The sequence below is a fragment of the Micromonospora sp. NPDC047738 genome (assembly GCF_040642675.1).
Classification (GTDB): Bacteria; Actinomycetota; Actinomycetes; order Mycobacteriales; family Micromonosporaceae; genus Micromonospora.
The window spans coordinates 217,438-234,816 of the sequence record NZ_JBEYSO010000001.1; the positions used below are offsets into that span (position 1 = coordinate 217,438).

The window sequence follows — 17,379 nt, forward strand, 5'->3', positions numbered from 1 at the left end:
AGGATTGTACTAGAACAAAGGTGGGACTGCCGCATGTACCCCCGGACCGAACGGACCACCGCCACCCGAATGCGGGACCGGATGAGCTACGACGAGGCCGCCGCGCACGCCGTGCTGGACGAGGCGTACCACTGCGCCCTCGGGTTCACCGTGGACGGCGAGCCGCGCGTGCTGCCGACCCTGCACGTCCGCATCGGCGACACCCTCTACCTGCACGGCTCCACCGGGAGCCGGCCGCTGCTCGCCGCCCGGGGCGACGGGCTGCCGGTCTGCGTCGCGGTGACCCTGCTCGACGGGCTGGTCTACGCCCGGTCCCAGTTCAACCACAGCGCCAACTACCGGTCGGTGGTCGTCCACGGCACCGCCCGCCCGGTGACCGACGAGCGGGAGAAGGCCGAGGTGCTCACCGCGCTGGTGGAGAAGGTGGCGGCCGGACGCAGCACCGACAGCCGCCCGCCGAGCCGGCGCGAGCTGGCCGAGACGGCCGTGCTGGCCCTGCCGCTGCGCGAGGTGTCGGTCCGCGCCCGGGCCGCCGGAGCCAACGACGACCCGGCCGACCTCGACCTGCCGTACTGGGCGGGGGTGCTGCCGCTGCGGCTCACCGCCGGCGTGCCCAAGCCCGCCGCCGGGGTGGCCGCGCCGGTGCCGGCGTACCTGCTGCCGGCCCGGTCGGCCTGGCTGGAGCCCGTCGTGCTGCGCGGCGAGCACGTGGTGCTGGAACCGCTCGATGAGTCCCACGCCGAGGAGCTGTACGCCGCCCTCGACGACCCGGAGGTCTGGCGGTACGTCGGCAGCCCCCGGCCGCGGAACGCGGCCGAGACTGCCGGCCAGATCCGCGCCGCGCTGGACGCGAACCTGCAGGGAGTCCGGACGCCCTGGGTGCAGCGGTGCGCCGCCACCGGCGCGGTCGTCGGCACCACCTCGTACTACCAGCCCGACCCGGGCCTACGGACCCTGGAGATCGGCTTCACCCAGCTCGGCCGGGCGTGGTGGCGCACCGGGATCAACACCGAGGCGAAGCTGCTGCTGCTCACCCGGGCCTTCGAGGAGCTGGACGCGATCCGGGTCACCTGGCAGACCAGCACCCTCAACGAGCGCTCGCAGCGGGCCATCGAGCGGCTCGGCGCCACCCGGGAGGGGACGCTGCGGTCCAACCGCCGCCGCGCCGACGGCACCTGGCGGGACTCCGCGCTCTACTCCATGCTCGCCACCGAGTGGCCCAACGCACAGGTCACGCTGCGGGAAAGGCTTCGCCCGGCGGCCCCGGTGGCGTCATGATGTCCGGCGTGCTGGGCATCACCGACATCTGGACGTACGTGCTGGGGACCGTGGCCATCGTGCTGCTCCCCGGGCCGAACTCGCTCTTCGTGCTCTCGACCGCCGCCAAGCGCGGGGTACGCGCCGGCTACCGGGCCGCCGGCGGGGTGTTCGTCGGCGACTCGGTGCTGATGTTCCTCTCCGCCGCCGGGGTGGCGTCGCTGCTCAAGGCGTACCCGCCGCTCTTCCTGGTGGTCAAGTACGCCGGCGCCGCGTACCTGGGTTACGTGGGGCTGACCATGCTGCGCGGCGCCTGGCGGCGCTGGCGCGACCGCAACAACCCGGCGACGCCGCGCCTGATCGACGCGGCGGAGCCGGCCGCGATGCGCAGTCCGTTCCGGAAGGCGCTGGTGATCAGCCTGCTCAACCCGAAGGCGATCCTCTTCTTCATCTCGTTCTTCATCCAGTTCGTCGACCCTGGGTACGCCTGGCCGGCGCTGTCGTTCGTGCTGCTCGGGTTGATCGCCCAGGTGACCAGCGCGCTCTACCTGACCGCGCTGATCTTCGCGGGCACCTTCCTGGCCGCCCAGTTCCGCCGTCGCCAGCGCCTGGCCGCCGGCGGCACCACCGCCGTGGCCGCCCTCTTCCTCGGCTTCAGCATCAAGCTCGCCACCGCGTCGATGTAAGGAACGGGCCCCGGTCGACGCCTGGGGTATAGCAGGGGTCCCCGGTTGACGTGTGGACGCGCGGCGGCACCGGCCCGACACGGGGGCGGGTCAGGTGCCGTCGCCACCGCCGCCGCCCCCGATGCCGCCACCCCCGCCGGCGGTGCCCTGCAGGCCGAAGCCCGGCTGGACGGGCTCGTCCGGGTGGCGGCTGACGTGCGCCGACTCCCGGATCATGGCGGACCAGTCGGCGTGCGCGGCGGCTGCCGCATGCCGGTCGATCGCGTGCCGCAGCCAGCCGTCCACGGTGGCCACCCAGTCCCGCTGCCCGGCCCCGGCGTGCCAGACCCGGAACCGGCTGATGCTCTGGTGGGTGACACCGGCCAGGGAGAGCCGTCGGTTCATCCAGAGCAGCACCTCCAGCCCTGCCGAGTTGGTCACGAAGATCACCTCCAGCTCGGTGATCGGGCCGGCGTACAGCGGCGCCACCCAGTAGCCGAGCTGCTCGTAGAACGGCAGCGTCTGCTCCACGCCGGGCAGCCGGCCGTGCTGGAGCCCCGCCTGCCGCATCACGAAGCCGAGGGTGTCCAGCGCGGCGAGGACGCCCTGCTGGGCGGGGAGCGGGTGGATGAAGATCGGCACCATCGCGCCCTGATCCAGGTCCGGATCGACCGACACCTCGGTACGCAGCCCGTGGCGCAGGCTCATCAGCGGTACCCCGCCGAACATGTTCACCGGGGTCTCCCAGGGCAGCGGGAAGGCGAAGTCGACCGCCCGCCGGCGCCCGGCCGGCACCACGAACCCCCCGGCGACCGGCACCTCGTGGTACTGCACCAACCGGCGCGGCGCGTCCGGATCCTCCGGCTCGAGCTGGGCGACCAGTCCGAGCCGGAGGTGCCGTACCGGCACGTCCTCGCCCCCGGCGGTGAGCGTCACCCGGCCGGGCAGCCGCAGGCCCGGTCGGGTGCTGGCGTTGGTCACGGTGGTGCTCACCGAGAGCCCGGTCCAGACGGACTCCGACGACAGCCCGGTCAGCCGCATACCACCGGCATTCCCGCTCGCCGGGCGGGCACTCCTGCCCCGCGCACCGTCCGGCCGCCGGGCCCGAGGGACCCGACGGCCGGACGGCGTGGGACGGGACCCGTCAGCGCAGGCGGCGGCCCCGGGGCACCGGGTCGGTCTCGTCGTCGAACTCGCCGATGACCTCCTCCAGCAGGTCCTCCAGCGCCACGAAGCCGATCGGCCGGGTCGGGCCGCCACCGTTGCGGACCAACGCCAGCTGGGCCTGCCGGCCCCGCATGGCCGCCACCGCCTCGGTGACCGACGCCCCGGCGGGCAGCGTGAACGCCGGGGTCATCAGCTCACCCGCGGTCGCCGGCCGGCCCGTGGTGACCGCCCGGACCGCCTCGCGGACGTGCACGAGGCCGCACACCTCGCCACCGGCGTCGAGCACGGCCAACCGGGACCGGCCGCTGTCCCGCGAGACGTGCTCGATCCGCTCGGCGGTGTCCTCCCGGCGTACCGTGACGATCCGGTCGAACGGCTCCATCACCTGCGCCACCGTGGTGCCCTGCAGCTCCAGCATGCTGGTCAGCATCTGGTGCTGCTCGGCGCCGAGCAGCCCGTGCTCGCGGGACTGCTCCAGCAGGATGCGCAGCTCGTCCGGGCCGTGCACCTGGGCGAGCTGGTCCTGCTGGCGTACGCCGACCAGCCGCAGGATCGCGTTGGCCAGCGCGTTCAGCGCGGACAACACCGGGCGGGACACCCGGGCGAAGGCCCGGAACGGCAGCGCCAGCAGCGTGGCCGAACGCTCCGCGTCGGTGATCGCCCACGACTTCGGGGCCATCTCGCCGACCACCAGGTGCAGGAAGGTCACCAGGGCGAGCGCGAACACCAGCGCCACCACATGGCTGGCCGCCAGCGGCAGACCCACCGCGTGCAGCAGCGGGCTGATCAGGTGCTCGATCGCGGGCTCGGCGAGGGCACCGAGGCCCAGGGTGCAGAGCGTGATGCCGAGCTGGGCGCCGGCCAGCATCAGGCTCAACTCGCGGACCCCGTCCAGCGCCGCCCGGGCCGCCCGGCCGCCGCCGGCCGCCATCTGCTCCAGGCGGTACCGCTTGGCCGCCACCAGGGCGAACTCGGCGGCCACGAAGAAGCCGTTGAGCGCCAGCAGCACCACGGAGAAGAACAGCGCAAACCCAGGCGTCATGCCGCCACCTCGCTGCGCTCGGCGTCGTCACGACCCGAAACACTGAACCCGACGATTCGCTCACTCCGCTCGCTCATGCCGCCTCCTCCCCGCGCTCGGCGACGGTCGTCCGGAGCCGGACGGAGTCGGCGACGTGCCGATCCACGGCCAGCACCTCGACCAGGGCGCGCGGTTCGACGTCGGGCAGGTCACCGTCGACGGCGAGGCTGATCTCCAGCCGGTCGCCGACCTCGGGCACCCGGCCCAGCTCCCGCATGACCAGCCCGGAGAGGGTGTCGTACTCGGGTGCCTCGGGCAGCGCGATGCCGGTGCTGTCCGCGACCTCGTCGATCCGCCAGCGGGCCGGCACCACCCACGAGCCGTCGTCCTGCCGCGCCGCGGCCCGCTCCGGCGGATCGTCCTCGTCGCGGATCGGCCCGACCAGCTCCTCGGCGATGTCCTCCAGCGTGATCACGCCGGCGAAACCGCCGTACTCGTCGACCACGCAGGCGAGCTGCCGGTGCCCGACCCGGAGCCGGTCCAGCACCGTCGGCAGCGGCAGCGTCTCCGGCACCAACAGCGGGGGTACGGCCACCGCCTCGACCCGGGTGGTGGCCCGCTCGGCCGGCGGCACGCCCAGCACGTCGGCGATGCCGACCACGCCGACCAGGTCGTCGACGCCCTCGGCGCCTCGGACCGGGAACCGGGAATGCCCGGTGTCCAGCAGCTCGACGACCCGGCTGACCGGCTCGTCGGCCCGTACGGTGTGCACGTCGACCCGAGGAACCATGGCCTCCCCGGCGGTCAGTTCCCGGAAGTCGAGACCCCGGTCGAGCAGGTCGGACATCGCGGCGTCGAGGTGCCCCTCCTCCCGGGACTCGGCGATGATCTGTTCCAGGTCCTCCGGGGTGGCGCCGCTGGGCAGCTCCTCGATCGGCTCGATGCCGACCCGGCGGAGCAGCCGCACGGCGGCCCGGTCGAAGAGGGTGATCACCGGTCCGGCGATCTTCAGGTAGATCAGGGTGGACCGGGCCAGCGCCCGGGCCAGGGGTTCGGCACGGGCGAGGGCGAGGTTCTTCGGGGCCAGCTCACCGAGGACCATCTGCACCACGGTGGCGATGATCAGGGCCAGCGCGACCGACAGCGGCAGCGCGACCCCGGTGGAGACCCCGGCGACGCCGAGCAGGTCGGCCAGCCCGGCGCCCAGGTACGGCTCGGCGGCGTAACCGACCAGCAGGGCGGTGACGGTGATGCCGAGCTGGGCGCCGGACAGCATGAACGACAGCCGTCCGGTCACCTCCAGGGCCCGGGCGGCGGCCTGGTCGCCCCCGTCGGCGAGCTGCTTGAGCTTGCCCCGGTCCACGGCGACGTAGCCGAACTCCTGGGCCACGAAGTAACCGGTGGCGGCGGTGAGCACGATGATGAGAACGAGTCCCACGAGGATCAACACGGGACGCTCAGGGCTCCCGGGGCCGTCGGGACTGGGGATTGCCGGGCATGACCCGGCTGGCTACTGCTGCCCTCCTGGGCAGAGGAGTCGATCATGCGGCCATTTTATCGGCGCTGGCTGTGCGTCCGCTGAGGGTGCCGGGAAGATCCTCGACGTCCGGTTCGCCGGTCCGCCAGCTCCGCGCGTCCGGTTCACCGGCCGGCCAGTTCGTCGGCGTCGAGCAGGGCGGCGTCGACCCGGCCCGACCGGTACGCCGCCCGCCCGATCATCTGCGCGGCGACCGGCGCGGTGGTCAGTTGGAAGACCGCGACCAGCCCGATCATCCCCAGGTCCGCCGGCGTACGCAGGCGCAGCGCCACCCCGACGAGCAGCAGCAGCACGCCGAGGACCTGCGGTTTGGTGGCGGCGTGCATCCGGTCCAGCACGTCCGGGAAGCGCAGCACGCCGATCCCGGCGGCGAGCCCGAGCAGCGCCCCGGCCAACAGGAAGGCCGCGCCGAACCAGTCGGCGACGGCGGCCATCAGGCGACCTCGCGGACGGCGAAGCGGACCAGGGAGACCGAACCGACGAAGCCGAGCAGCGAGAGCACCACGAGGATGGGCAGCGTGGTGGCGTGCCGGTTGACCGCCGCCTCCACGGCCACCGCGGCCAGCATGGTGGAGAGCAGCAGGTCGGCGGCGACGACCCGGTCGATCAGCGACGGTCCGCGGTAGATGCGGGCCAGGGCGAGCAGCGCGGTGACCGAGATCAGCACGGTCAGCGCGACGGCGAGAAGCGTGGTCACGGGTTGGTCCTCCGGTCGTCGGGTTCGGCGGTGAGCTGGCGTACTTCCTGAGGGGAGCCGACGGCGCGGACGATGCGCCGCTCGACGGCGAGGACCCGCTCCCGGCTGTCGGTCAGGTCCTCCGGGCTACGGACGTCGAGGACGTGCACGTAGAGGGCGCCGTGGTCACGGTCCACCTCGAGGATCAGGGTGCCCGGGACCAGGGAGATCAGCTCGGCGGTGAGCGCCAGGTTGAGGTCGGTGCGGATCCGCAGCGGCACCGCGATGATCGCGCCGCGCGGCCGGTAACCGGGGCGGACCGCGATGGCGGCGACGTGGACACTGGCGCTGACCAACTCGCCGACGAAGGTGACCGCGAGGATCAGCAGCGCGCCGGGGCGGAGGCGGCCGCCGAAGGTGACCGGCGGGAGCGGGAAGAACAGCAGCACGGCCCCGCCGACGAGGATCCCGCCAAGCAGGTTTCCCCAGGACAGGTCCCCCCAGAGCAGCAGCCAGATCGCCACCAGCCAGCCGAGCGTGACGGCCTGGTCGCGGCGCCGACCGCCGCGCCCGATGGCGGGCGCCGCCGGGCCGTTGTCGGCCGGCGGCGGTCCGTCCGCCGCGCGCCCGTCGTCGGCCGGCGGGCCCGGAGGCGGGGCGCCGGTCACCGGACGCCCGCCGGCAGCACGGCCCGGACGTACGGGGTGCGTTGCCGCAGGTCGCCGGCGGCGTCCGCGGTGACCCGGAACAGCGGCCCGGCGGCCAGGGTCAGCGCCACGCCGAGCGCCACCAGGGCGGCGGTCGCGCCGACCATCAGCGCGGGCAGCCGGACGGCCGGGGTGGCGGTGGCCAGCCGGGGCGTCCGCCAGAACGCGATGTTCCACACCCGGGAGGCGGCGTAGAGGGTGAGCAAACTGGTCACCGTTCCCGCGGCGACCAGCACCCCGGGCAGCACCCCGCCGGCCGCCACCCCGGCCTGGAGCAGGCCGAGCTTGCCGAGGAAGCCGGAGAACGGCGGGATGCCGGCCAGGTTCATCGCCGGGACGAAGAAGAGCACGGCGAGCAGCGGGGCGATCCGGGCCAGCCCGCCCAGCCGGCGCAGGTCGGTGCTGCCGGCCCGCTCCTCGACCAGGCCGGCGACCAGGAAGAGGGTGGTCTGGATGGTGATGTGGTGCACCACGTAGAAGATCGCTCCGGAGAGCCCGGCGACGGTGCTCAGCGCCACCCCGTAGATCATGTAGCCGATGTGGCTGACCAGGGTGAAGGAGAAGATCCGCTTCAGGTCGGACTGGGCGACCGCGCCGAGGACGCCGACCACCATGGTCAGCCCCGCCACGACCATGAGCAGGCCGGAGACCTGACCGCCGGGGAAGAGCAGGGTCTCGGTGCGGATGATCGCGTAGACGCCCACCTTGGTGAGCAGGCCGGCGAAGACCGCGGTGACCGGGGCCGGCGCCGTCGGGTAGCTGTCCGGCAGCCAGGCCGAAACCGGGAAGACCGCCGCCTTGATGGCGAACGCGAGCAGCAGCATGAGCTGCAACACCAGGCGTACGCCGGCCGGCAGGTCGTCCAGCCGCCCGGCGAGCTGGGCCATGTTGAGGGTGCCGGTGGCCGCGTACACCAGTCCCACCGCGGCCAGGAAGATCATCGAGGAGAGGACGCTGACCACCACGTACGTCGCGCCGGTCCGGATCCGGGTCTCGGTGCCACCGAGGGTGATCAGCACGAAGCTGGCGGCCAGCAGGATCTCGAAGCCGACGAAGAGGTTGAACAGGTCCCCGGCGAGGAACGCGTTGGTCACGCCGGCGGTGAGCACCAGGTAGGTCGGGTGGTAGATGTTCACCGGGGCCGCCTCCGTGGTCTCCCCACGCCCCTGGCCGATCGAGTAGAGCAGCACGCAGAGGGTCACCGCCGAGGAGACCACCAGCATCAGCGCGGCCAACTGGTCGGCGACCAGCACGATGCCGACCGGCGGGGGCCAGCCGCCCACCCGGACCACCACCGGCCCGTGCCGGTACGCCTCGACGAGCAGCACCACCGCGACCGCCAGGGTGGTGACGAGGCCGAGCACACTGACCGTCCGCTGCCAGCGGGGCCGGTTGGCCAGGATCAGGGTGAGCGCGGCACCGAGCAGCGGCACCACCACCGGCAGCGGGACCAGGGCCGGGGTCATGGTTGTTCCTCCCGGCGGCGCAGCCGGCGCAGCGCCGGCCCCGGGTCCACCTGCTCCGGGTCGTTGTTCGGCCCTTCGCCGCCGAGATCCGCGGTGGACACCTCGTTGCGTTCGGCGAGCCGGACGATCTGCCGGTCCTCCAGGTCGTCCTGCACCTCGTCGTCGCCGCTGAGATACCAGCTCCGGTAGGCGACCGCGAGCAGGAACGCGGTCAGCCCGAACGTGATCACCACGGCGGTGAGCACCATGGCCTGCGCCAGGGCGTCGCTCATCTGCCCGGTCGGCCCGGTGCCGGCCAGGGGCGGGCCGCCGGACCGGCCACCGAGCAGGATCAGCAGGTTCACCCCGTTGCCGACCAGGATGACGCCGAGCAGGATCCGGGTCAGGCTCCGCTCCAGCAGCAGCGTGACGCCGGCCGCCACGAGCGCCCCGACGGCGATCACCAGGACCAGCGTGGGCCCCGCCCCGGCATTCGTCATGGCCGGTCTCCCTCCCGCTGGACCACTAGCCCCGGGGCGGACTCGCCGGCCGCCTCGATGTGCCGGTCCACCTCGGCGCCGAGGCTGCGCAGGATGTCCAGCACCAGGCCGACCACGATCAGGTAGACGCCGATGTCGAAGAAGAGCGACGTGACCAGGTGGAGGTGGCCGACCACGGGGACCCAGAGGTCCACCTTGACGCTGTGCAGCACGGCGCCGGTGACCAGCAGCGAGAGCACGCCGCTGCCGACCGCGACGGCCAGCCCGGCGCCGAGCACGGTGCCGGCCCCAACCGGGGCGGCCTCGGCCAGCTCGTACCGGCCGCCGGCCAGGTAACGGAGGGCCAGCGCGAGGCTGGCGACCAGCCCGCCGGCGAAGCCGCCACCGGGGGCGTTGTGCCCGGAGAAGAGCAGGAACAGGGAGAACAGCACCACGGTGTGGAAGATCAGCCGGGTGACCACCTCGAAGACGATCGAGCGGCGGCGCTCGTGCAGGGTGGTCCCGCCGCGCAGCCAGACGGCGCGCCGGTCCTCCCGACGGGGTGCGGACGGGCGGGGGCGGCGCGGTCGGGGTCCGGTGCGGGACCGCTCGAAGATCAGGCTGGCCACCCCGGTCGCGGTCACCACCAGCACCGAGATCTCGCCCATGGTGTCCCAGGCCCGGATGTCCACCAGGGTCACGTCGACCACGTTGCGGCCGTGGCCCTCGGTGACCGCCAGGTGCGGGTAGGCCAGCGAGATCGACGGCGCTCGCCGGGCGCCGGCCGCGGCGAGGGCGAGGCCGGCCATCACCAGCCCGGCGGCCAGCCCGATGCCGCGGCGTACCCAGCGGCTGCGGCGCAGCGGGCGGGCCGAGAAGTGGGGCGGCAGGCGCCGCAGGACCAGCACGAAGACCGCGATGGTGGCGGTCTCCACCAGGAACTGGGTGAGCGCCAGGTCGGGCGCGCCGTAGAGGACGAACATCATCGCCGTGCCGTAGCCGGTGACGCCGACCAGCAGCATCGCGGTGAGCCGGCGCCGGGCGCCGAGCGCGAGCATCGCCGCCACCGCGATCACCGCGCAGACCACGGGCTGGGCCGGGCTGGCCCAGCCGGCGATGTCGTTCCGCCAGGGCCGGGTGACCAGCATCGCCGTGCCGGGCACCAGCACCAGGGCGAGCAGCACGGTGCCGAGGTACTGCGGCAGGGAGCCGCGCTGGGTGACGCTGGTGACCTCGATGGCGATCCGGTCGAACCGGTGGGTGATCCACTCGTACCCCTGGTTGCCGCCGACCGGGAAGCGCAGCCGCCGCAGCGCGGGCGCCAGCCGGCCGCGGACCAGGTGCAGCACCACGCCGCCGCCGATGGCGGCTGCGGAGAGGCCCAGCGCGACGGTCGGTCCGTGCCAGAGCGCCAGGTGCTCCCCCACCGGGCCGAAGATCGCCGCGTACGGATGGAGCAGGCCACCGATCCAGCCGGCCGCCGGACCGGCGGCGAGCCCGGCCACGGCGAGCAGGGCCGGCGGTACGAGCATCGCGGCCGGGGGCCGCTCCAGTTCGGTGTCGGGCACGTTGGGCCGGGTGGCGAAGGCCCCCCACAGGAAGCGGATGCTGTAGGCGACGGTCAGCGCGATGCCCGCGACCAGCACGGCGAGCACCAGCGGCCGGTCGGTGAACGCGGCGAGGACGGCCTCCTTGGCGACGAAGCCGAGCAGCGGCGGCACGCCGGCCATCGAGGCGGCGGCCAGCGCGGCGATCCCGGCGAGCAGCGGCGCGCTCCGCCCCACCCCCGACAGTTCGCGCAGGTCCCGGCCGCCGGCGCTGTGGTCGAGGATGCCCACGACGAGGAACAGCCCCGCCTTGAACAGCGCGTGCGCCAGCAGCATCGCGGCGCCGGCCAGCGCCGCCTCGGGGGTACCCGCGCCCAGCACCACCGTGAGCAGGCCGAGCTGGCTGACCGTCCCGTACGCCAGCAGCAGCTTGAGGTCGTCCTGCCGCAACGCCGCCCAGCCCCCGGCGACCAGGGTGATCAGCCCGGCGACCACGGTGACCGGCCGCCACGGACCGGCCGGGGCGAGCGCCGGGCCGAGCAACCCGATCAGGAACACCCCGGCCTTCACCATCGCCGCCGCGTGCAGGTAGGCGCTGACCGGCGTGGGTGCCGCCATCGCCACCGGCAGCCAGGAGCTGAACGGGAACACGGCGGCCTTGGCGAGCGCCCCGGCGAGGACGAGCAGCACGGCCGTGACCAGGTACCCCCCGCCGGGCGGCGGCACGGACGTGATCAGTGACCAGCGGTAGCCGCCGGCATGCCGGCCGAGCAGCAGGAAGCCGACCAGCATGGCCAGCCCACCCAGCGTGGTGACGATCAGCGCCTGGGCGGCCGCCAGGCGGCTGGACCGCCGCTCGGTGCTGTGCCCGATCAGCAGGTAGGAGAAGACCGTGGTGAGTTCCCAGAAGACGTAGAGCAGCAACAGGTCGTCGGAGACCACCAGGCCGACCATCGCTCCGGCGAAGGCGACCATGGCGGCCGCGAACCGGGCCAGGCCCGCCGAGCCGGCGTGGAAGTAGCGGGCGGAGTAGACCAGCACCAGTGCGCCGACGCCGCCGACCAGCAGCAGCATGAGCCAGGACAGGGTGGTGACCCGCAGCGCCACGTCGAGCTGGAGCTGCGCGATCCACGGGTACGTCTCGACCACCGCGCCGCCGTGGCGTACCGCCCCGGTGTGCGCGACGGCCCAGCCGAAGGCGGCGGCCGGGGCGAGGGCGAGGGCGTAGCACGCGCGTGGGCCCCACCACCGGACCAGCAGCGGCGCGAGCAGGGCCGCCGCCAGGTGCAGGATCAGCAGGACGAGCACGCGGACTCCCGGTCGAGTAACAGCGCACGCCGGCACGCTGCGGCCACGACCGATCAGACGTCACACCGGCACCCACTCGGGCGGTTTTCCGAAAACCCACCCACCCCCAACCAGCCCACCCGACCCGCCCCCGTCTGGTTGATCAAGAGGTTTGCGTCCGGATCCGGGGCAGGGGCGACGCAAACTTCTTGATCAACGACCGCCCCCATGCGCGCGCTGCTGGCCGCCGGCGGAAGCCCGGGGTGGGGCGGGCGGTGGGTGGGGTGGACGGGGTGGTCAGCGGAGGGCGGGGTCGCCGGCGGGAACCGCCGGCGACCGGGCGGGGCGGTCCCGGCGGGTCTCCACCAGCAGGTCCGGGCGGCCGAGCTGGCGGACCGCCTTGTTGACCACCCGCTGCGCGGCGGCCAGGGAGCGCACCGGCAGCAGCTTGCCGCGGCTCTCCCGGCGAAGGACGAAGTAGTGCACGGCGGCGCGGACCAGGGCCCGGTCGGCGGCGCTGGAGTGCGCGGTGGCGACGACCAGCTCGCGCAGGCACCGGGCGAGCTCCTCGGCGAGCTCCAACTCGGGGCCGTGCAGCCCGGCGCGGAGCGCGGCGAGGTGGCCGTCGACCTTGCGGATCAGCACATCAGTCCCGGGCCCGGAGTCTCGCTCCTCGACGGTCATCCAAGCCCTCCACCCCACGCTGCGTTGCGAGTGAAGTTACTTTATGTTGCGCGGCGCGAGCAAGCAGTTAAGTAAGACTTAACGCATGCAACGCCGCATCCGCCGCGTAAGCGGCTGAGCCGGACAGAACAGCGCTCGCTGCGGGCCGAATGTCACATCGGCGAGGCAGGATGGGAGCGTGGCGGACGAGGTGACCGGCGGGGACGCGGCGGTGCTGGCGGATTTCGGCGCGGCGACCCGGGAGTGGTTCACCGCCGCCTTCGCGCGACCCACCGCCGCCCAGGCCGGCGCCTGGCGGTCGGTCGCGGCCGGGCGCAACGCCCTGGTCGTCGCCCCGACCGGCTCCGGCAAGACCCTGGCCGCGTTCCTCTGGTCACTGGACCGGCTGGCCAAGGAACCGCTGCCGGCCGAGCCCCGGCAGCGCTGCCGGGTGCTCTACGTCAGCCCGCTCAAGGCGCTCGCCGTCGACGTGGAACGCAACCTGCGCGCCCCGCTGGCCGGCATCCGGCAGGCCGCCACCCGGCTCGGTCTCACCCCGCCGGAGATCACCGTCGGCATGCGCACCGGCGACACGCCGGCCGACGAGCGCCGGTCCTTCGCGCGTACCCCGCCGGACATCCTGATCACCACGCCGGAGTCGCTGTTCCTGCTGCTCACCTCCGCCGCCCGGGACTCACTGCGCGGCGTACGGACGGTCATCGTCGACGAGGTGCACGCGGTCGCCGGCACCAAGCGCGGCGCCCACCTGGCGCTCTCCCTGGAACGCCTCGACGCGCTGCTGGAGGCGCCGGCACAGCGGATCGGCCTGTCCGCCACCGTCCGGCCGGTCGACGGCTGCGCCCACTTCCTCGGCGGGGCCCGCCCGGTCGACGTGGTGCAGCCGGCCAGCAGCAAGACCATCGAGGTCAGCGTGCAGGTGCCGGTGGAGGACCTGACCCGCCTCGACGAGCAGGAGCCGCCGGAGGACGATCTCGGCGGCCCCGGCCCGCGCCGGCCGTCGATCTGGCCGGCCGTCGAGGAACGCGTCTTCTCGTTGGTCCGGTCGCACCGGTCGACCATCGTCTTCACCAACTCCCGGCGCAGCGCCGAACGGCTCTGCGCCCGGCTCAACGAGCTGGCCGCCGAGGAACTGGAGGCGGCAAGCGCCCCGGGCGGCGGCCACGTGGCGCAGGGCGGCAGGCCGGTGGGCGTACCCGATCGGCCGGGGTGGGACGACGGCCCGGCGGCCGCCGACGGCGGTCCGCGGCGCGGGCCGCTGCGCGCGCCCCGGCAGCCGGCCGAGGTGATGGCGCAGTCGGGGGCGGCGGCGGGCGCACCACCGGTGATCGCCCGGGCCCACCATGGCAGCGTCTCCCGCGAGGAGCGCAAGCAGATCGAGGAGGCGCTCAAGTCCGGGCAGCTCCCCGCCGTGGTCGCCACCTCCAGCCTGGAGCTCGGCATCGACATGGGCGCGGTCGATCTGGTGGTGCAGATCGAGGCCCCGCCGAGCGTCGCCGCCGGCCTGCAACGGGTCGGCCGGGCCGGGCACCAGGTGGGCGCGGTCTCCCGGGGCGTGGTCTTCCCGAAGCACCGCGGCGACCTGCTCTCCTGCACCGTGGTCGCCGAGCGGATGGCCGAGGGCGCGATCGAGGAACTGCACTACCCGCGCAACCCACTGGACGTGCTGGCCCAGCAGATCGTGGCGATGGTGGCCCTGGAGCCCTGGCTGCTCGGCGACCTGGCCGTGCTGGTCCGCCGGGCGGCCCCCTTCGCCGAGCTGCCCGACTCGGCGCTGCACGCCGTGCTCGACATGCTCTCCGGGCGCTACCCGTCGACCGCCTTCGCCGAGCTGCGGCCCCGGCTGGTCTGGGACCGGGCCACCGACGTGCTCACCGGCCGGCCCGGCGCCCAGCGGCTCGCGGTGACCAGCGGCGGCACCATCCCCGACCGGGGGCTGTTCGGGGTCTTCCTGGCCGGCGCCGAACGGGCCGCCCGGGTCGGCGAGCTGGACGAGGAGATGGTCTACGAGTCCCGGGTCGGCGACGTCTTCCTGCTCGGCTCGTCGTCCTGGCGGATCGAGGAGATCACCCCCGACCGGGTGCTGGTCTCCCCCGCCCCCGGGCAGGCCGCCCGGATGCCGTTCTGGAAGGGCGACCAGCTCGGCCGCCCGGTCGAGCTGGGCAGGGCGATCGGCGCCCGGATCCGGGCGCTGCTGCGGCAGAGCGACTCCGACGCCGTCGCCGCGCTACGCGCGGGCGGGCTGGACGATTGGGCCGCCGGCAACCTGATGGCATACCTGCGGGAGCAGAAGGAGGCCACCCGGGCGCTGCCCGACGACCGGACGGTGGTGGTCGAGCGGTTCCGCGACGAGCTGGGCGACTGGCGGCTGGCCGTGCACTCGGTGCTCGGCGCCCGGGTCAACGGCCCCTGGGCGCTCGCCATCGGCCGCCGGCTCGCCGAGCGGTACGGGGTGGACGCCCAGGTGATGCCCGCCGACGACGGCATCGTGGTGCGGCTGCCCGACACCGCCGACGAGCCACCCGGCGCCGACGTGGTGGTCTTCGAGCCCGACGAGATCGCCCAGCTCGTCGAGGAGTCCGTCGGCACCTCGGCGCTCTTCGCCGCCCGCTTCCGCGAGTGCGCGGCCCGGTCGCTGCTGCTGCCCCGCCGCGACCCGCGCCGCCGGCAGCCGCTCTGGCAGCAGCGCCAGCGGGCCGCCCAGCTGCTCGACGTCGCCCGGGAGTACGCCGACTTCCCGGTCACCCTGGAGGCCGCCCGGGAGTGCCTGCAGGACGTCTTCGACCAGCCGGCGCTCGCCGAGCTGATGCGCGACCTGGCGGCCCGCAAGGTACGCCTGGTCGAGGTGGCGTCCGAGCGCCCGTCCCCGTTCGCCCGCTCGCTGCTCTTCGGGTACGTCGGCGCGTTCCTCTACGAGGGCGACGCGCCGCTCGCCGAGCGCCGGGCCGCCGCCCTTGCCCTCGACTCCGGGCTCCTCGGCGAGCTGCTCGGCCGGGTCGACCTGCGGGAGCTGCTCGACCCGACGGTGCTCGCCGAGACCGAGCGGCAGCTGCGCTGGCGCACCGAGCAACGCCGCCCCCGCGACGCCGAGGACGTGGTGGAGCTGCTCCGGGTGGTCGGCGACCTGAGCGACGCCGAGCTGGCCGAGCGGGGCGTACCCGCCGGTTGGCTGGACGAGCTGGCGGCGGCCCGGCGGGTGCTGCGGGTCCGGATCGCCGGCGAGGAACGCTGGGTGGGCGTGGAGGACGCGGCCCGGCTGCGGGACGCGCTCGGCGTGGCACTGCCGGTCGGGGTGGCCGAGGCATACCTCGCGCCGGTGGCCGACCCGCTCGGTGACCTGGTCGCCCGGTACGCGAAGACCCACGGCCCGTTCGCAGCGGCCACCTGCGCCGCCCGGTTCGGGCTCGGGGTGTTCGTGGTCGAGCAGGCGCTGCGCCGGCTCGCCGCCACCGGGCGGGTGGTCTCCGGCGAGTTCGCCCCGGACAGCGTCGGCAGCCAGTGGTGCGACGCCGAGGTGCTGCGGCTGCTGCGCCGGCGGTCCCTCGCGGCGCTGCGGCGGGAGATCGAGCCGGTGCCGCCGCGCGCCCTCGCCGCGTTCCTGCCCCGCTGGCAGCAGGTCGGTTCGTCGGCGCGGGGCGTGGAGGCGGTCGCCGCCACCGTGGAGCAGCTGCAGGGCGCCGCGGTGCCGGCGTCGGCGCTGGAACGGCTGGTGCTGCCCGCCCGGGTCGCCGACTACTCCCCCGCCCAGCTCGACGAGCTCTGCGCCAGCGGGGAGGTGGTGTGGGCCGGGTCCGGGGCGATCTCCGGCGGCGACGGCTGGATCACCCTGGCGTACGCGGACGCCGCGCCGCTGCTGCTCCCGCCGCCGGACGAGGCGCTGACCCGCACCCCGCTGCACGAGGCGGTGCTGGGCGCGCTCGCCGACGGGCAGGCGCTCTTCTTCCGTTCCCTGTCCGACCGGATCGGCTCGACCGACGACGCCGCGCTGGCGGCGGCGATCTGGGATCTGGTCTGGGCCGGGCACCTCACCAACGACACGCTCGCCCCGCTGCGGGCGGTGCTCGGCGGGGGCGGCGCGCACCGGTCCCGGCCGTCCGCGCCGCGCACCCGCTACCGCCGGCCGGGCCGGGTGGCGCTGCCCAGCCGCGGCGGCCCGCCCACCGTCGCCGGCCGCTGGTCCCGGCTGCCCGATCGCGACCTCGACCCGACCCGCCGGGCCGCCGCCCTCGCCGACCTGCTGCTGGAACGGCACGGCGTGGTCACCCGGGGCGCGGTCATGGCCGAGCAGGTCACCGGCGGCTTCGCCGCGGTCTACCCGGTGCTGTCCGCGTTGGAGGAACGCGGCGCCGCGCGCCGGGGCTACTTCGTGGAAGGGCTGGGCGCGGCCCAGTTCGCGGTGCCCGGGGCGGTGGACCGGATCCGCGCCCTGGCCGACCCGGCCGACGGCGCTCGTGGCCCGGGCGGGCCGACCCTGGTGCTCGCCGCCACCGACCCGGCCAACCCGTACGGCGCGGCGCTGCCGTGGCCGGAACGGGTGGTCGACTCCGGCGACGGCACGACGCCGGCCACCGGGCACCGGGCCGGACGCAAGGCCGGCGCGCTGGTCGTGCTGGTCGGCGGGGAGCCGGTGCTCTACGTGGAGCGGGGCGGGCGGACCCTGCTGTCGTTCACCGATGACGTCGACCTGCTCGCCGCGGCGGGCAAGGCGCTCGCCGACGCGGTGCACTCCGGCGCCCTCGGCGCCATCTCGGTAGAGCGCGCCGACGGCGAGGCGGTGCACTCCTCGCCGCTGCGCGACGCGCTGACCGCCGCCGGCTTCCGAGCCACTCCGCGCGGCCTGCGCCTGCGCGGCTGACCCTCGCGCCTCCCGCCGAAGCACGACCGGCGTCCGACGTCCAGCGTCCGACGGC

Annotated in this window: 13 protein-coding genes; 3 read left to right on the plus strand and 10 right to left on the minus strand. The window is 74.7% G+C overall.

Translation table 11 applies throughout. From position 1 onward, the window contains the following. Positions 1 to 33: 33 nt before the first annotated feature. Both ABZ783_RS01050 and leuE read left to right on the plus strand, forming a co-directional pair. Entirely contained in the window at positions 34 to 1,278 is a 1,245-nt protein-coding gene (locus ABZ783_RS01050; protein ID WP_357433464.1) for a bifunctional pyridoxamine 5'-phosphate oxidase family protein/GNAT family N-acetyltransferase, read from the plus strand. Beyond that, entirely contained in the window at positions 1,275 to 1,943 is a 669-nt protein-coding gene (leuE, locus tag ABZ783_RS01055; RefSeq protein WP_073832634.1) for a leucine efflux protein LeuE, read from the plus strand. Before ABZ783_RS01050 ends, leuE begins: the two co-directional genes overlap by 4 nt. A gap of 90 nt (positions 1,944 to 2,033) precedes the next feature. Here leuE and ABZ783_RS01060 read toward each other — a convergent pair whose 3' ends face one another. From ABZ783_RS01060 to ABZ783_RS01105, 10 genes are all read right to left on the minus strand, one after another. Continuing rightward, positions 2,034 to 2,963 carry a sporulation protein gene (locus ABZ783_RS01060; protein ID WP_357433467.1) on the minus strand — a complete coding sequence of 310 codons (930 nt, stop codon included), beginning with the start codon at positions 2,961 to 2,963 and terminating at the stop codon, positions 2,034 to 2,036. A 103-nt stretch (positions 2,964 to 3,066) separates the two neighbouring features. Further along, positions 3,067 to 4,131, minus strand: a complete 1,065-nt coding sequence (locus ABZ783_RS01065) for a hemolysin family protein (protein ID WP_357433469.1) — start codon at positions 4,129 to 4,131, stop codon at positions 3,067 to 3,069. Positions 4,132 to 4,204: 73 nt separating this feature from the next. Continuing rightward, positions 4,205 to 5,560, minus strand: a complete 1,356-nt coding sequence (locus ABZ783_RS01070; protein WP_357433471.1) for a hemolysin family protein — start codon at positions 5,558 to 5,560, stop codon at positions 4,205 to 4,207. 191 nt (positions 5,561 to 5,751) lie between these two features. Beyond that, a complete protein-coding gene (mnhG, locus tag ABZ783_RS01075) occupies positions 5,752 to 6,081 on the minus strand; it encodes a monovalent cation/H(+) antiporter subunit G (protein ID WP_073832630.1) in 330 nt (109 codons plus the stop codon). Continuing rightward, positions 6,081 to 6,344: a monovalent cation/H+ antiporter complex subunit F gene (locus ABZ783_RS01080; protein WP_357433473.1), complete on the minus strand. Its 264-nt coding sequence runs from the start codon at positions 6,342 to 6,344 to the stop codon at positions 6,081 to 6,083. Before ABZ783_RS01080 ends, mnhG begins: the two co-directional genes overlap by 1 nt. Continuing rightward, positions 6,341 to 6,991, minus strand: coding sequence for a Na+/H+ antiporter subunit E (locus ABZ783_RS01085; RefSeq protein ID WP_357433475.1), 651 nt, complete (start codon positions 6,989 to 6,991; stop codon positions 6,341 to 6,343). The genes ABZ783_RS01080 and ABZ783_RS01085 overlap by 4 nt, the downstream gene beginning before the upstream one ends. Beyond that, entirely contained in the window at positions 6,988 to 8,496 is a 1,509-nt protein-coding gene (locus ABZ783_RS01090; protein ID WP_357433477.1) for a Na+/H+ antiporter subunit D, read from the minus strand. Before ABZ783_RS01090 ends, ABZ783_RS01085 begins: the two co-directional genes overlap by 4 nt. Beyond that, positions 8,493 to 8,975, minus strand: a complete 483-nt coding sequence (locus tag ABZ783_RS01095; RefSeq protein WP_357433479.1) for a Na(+)/H(+) antiporter subunit C — start codon at positions 8,973 to 8,975, stop codon at positions 8,493 to 8,495. The genes ABZ783_RS01090 and ABZ783_RS01095 overlap by 4 nt, the downstream gene beginning before the upstream one ends. Then, positions 8,972 to 11,809, minus strand: coding sequence for a Na+/H+ antiporter subunit A (locus ABZ783_RS01100; protein ID WP_357433481.1), 2,838 nt, complete (start codon positions 11,807 to 11,809; stop codon positions 8,972 to 8,974). Before ABZ783_RS01100 ends, ABZ783_RS01095 begins: the two co-directional genes overlap by 4 nt. Before the next feature lie 276 nt (positions 11,810 to 12,085). Next, positions 12,086 to 12,472 (minus strand): hypothetical protein, encoded by a 387-nt coding sequence (locus ABZ783_RS01105; protein WP_073832625.1) that lies wholly within the window; start codon positions 12,470 to 12,472, stop codon positions 12,086 to 12,088. 178 nt (positions 12,473 to 12,650) lie between these two features. On the opposite strand from ABZ783_RS01105, the gene ABZ783_RS01110 reads away from it, so the two are divergent. After that, positions 12,651 to 17,324 carry a DEAD/DEAH box helicase gene (locus ABZ783_RS01110; RefSeq protein ID WP_357433483.1) on the plus strand — a complete coding sequence of 1,558 codons (4,674 nt, stop codon included), beginning with the start codon at positions 12,651 to 12,653 and terminating at the stop codon, positions 17,322 to 17,324. Positions 17,325 to 17,379: the final 55 nt, after the last annotated feature.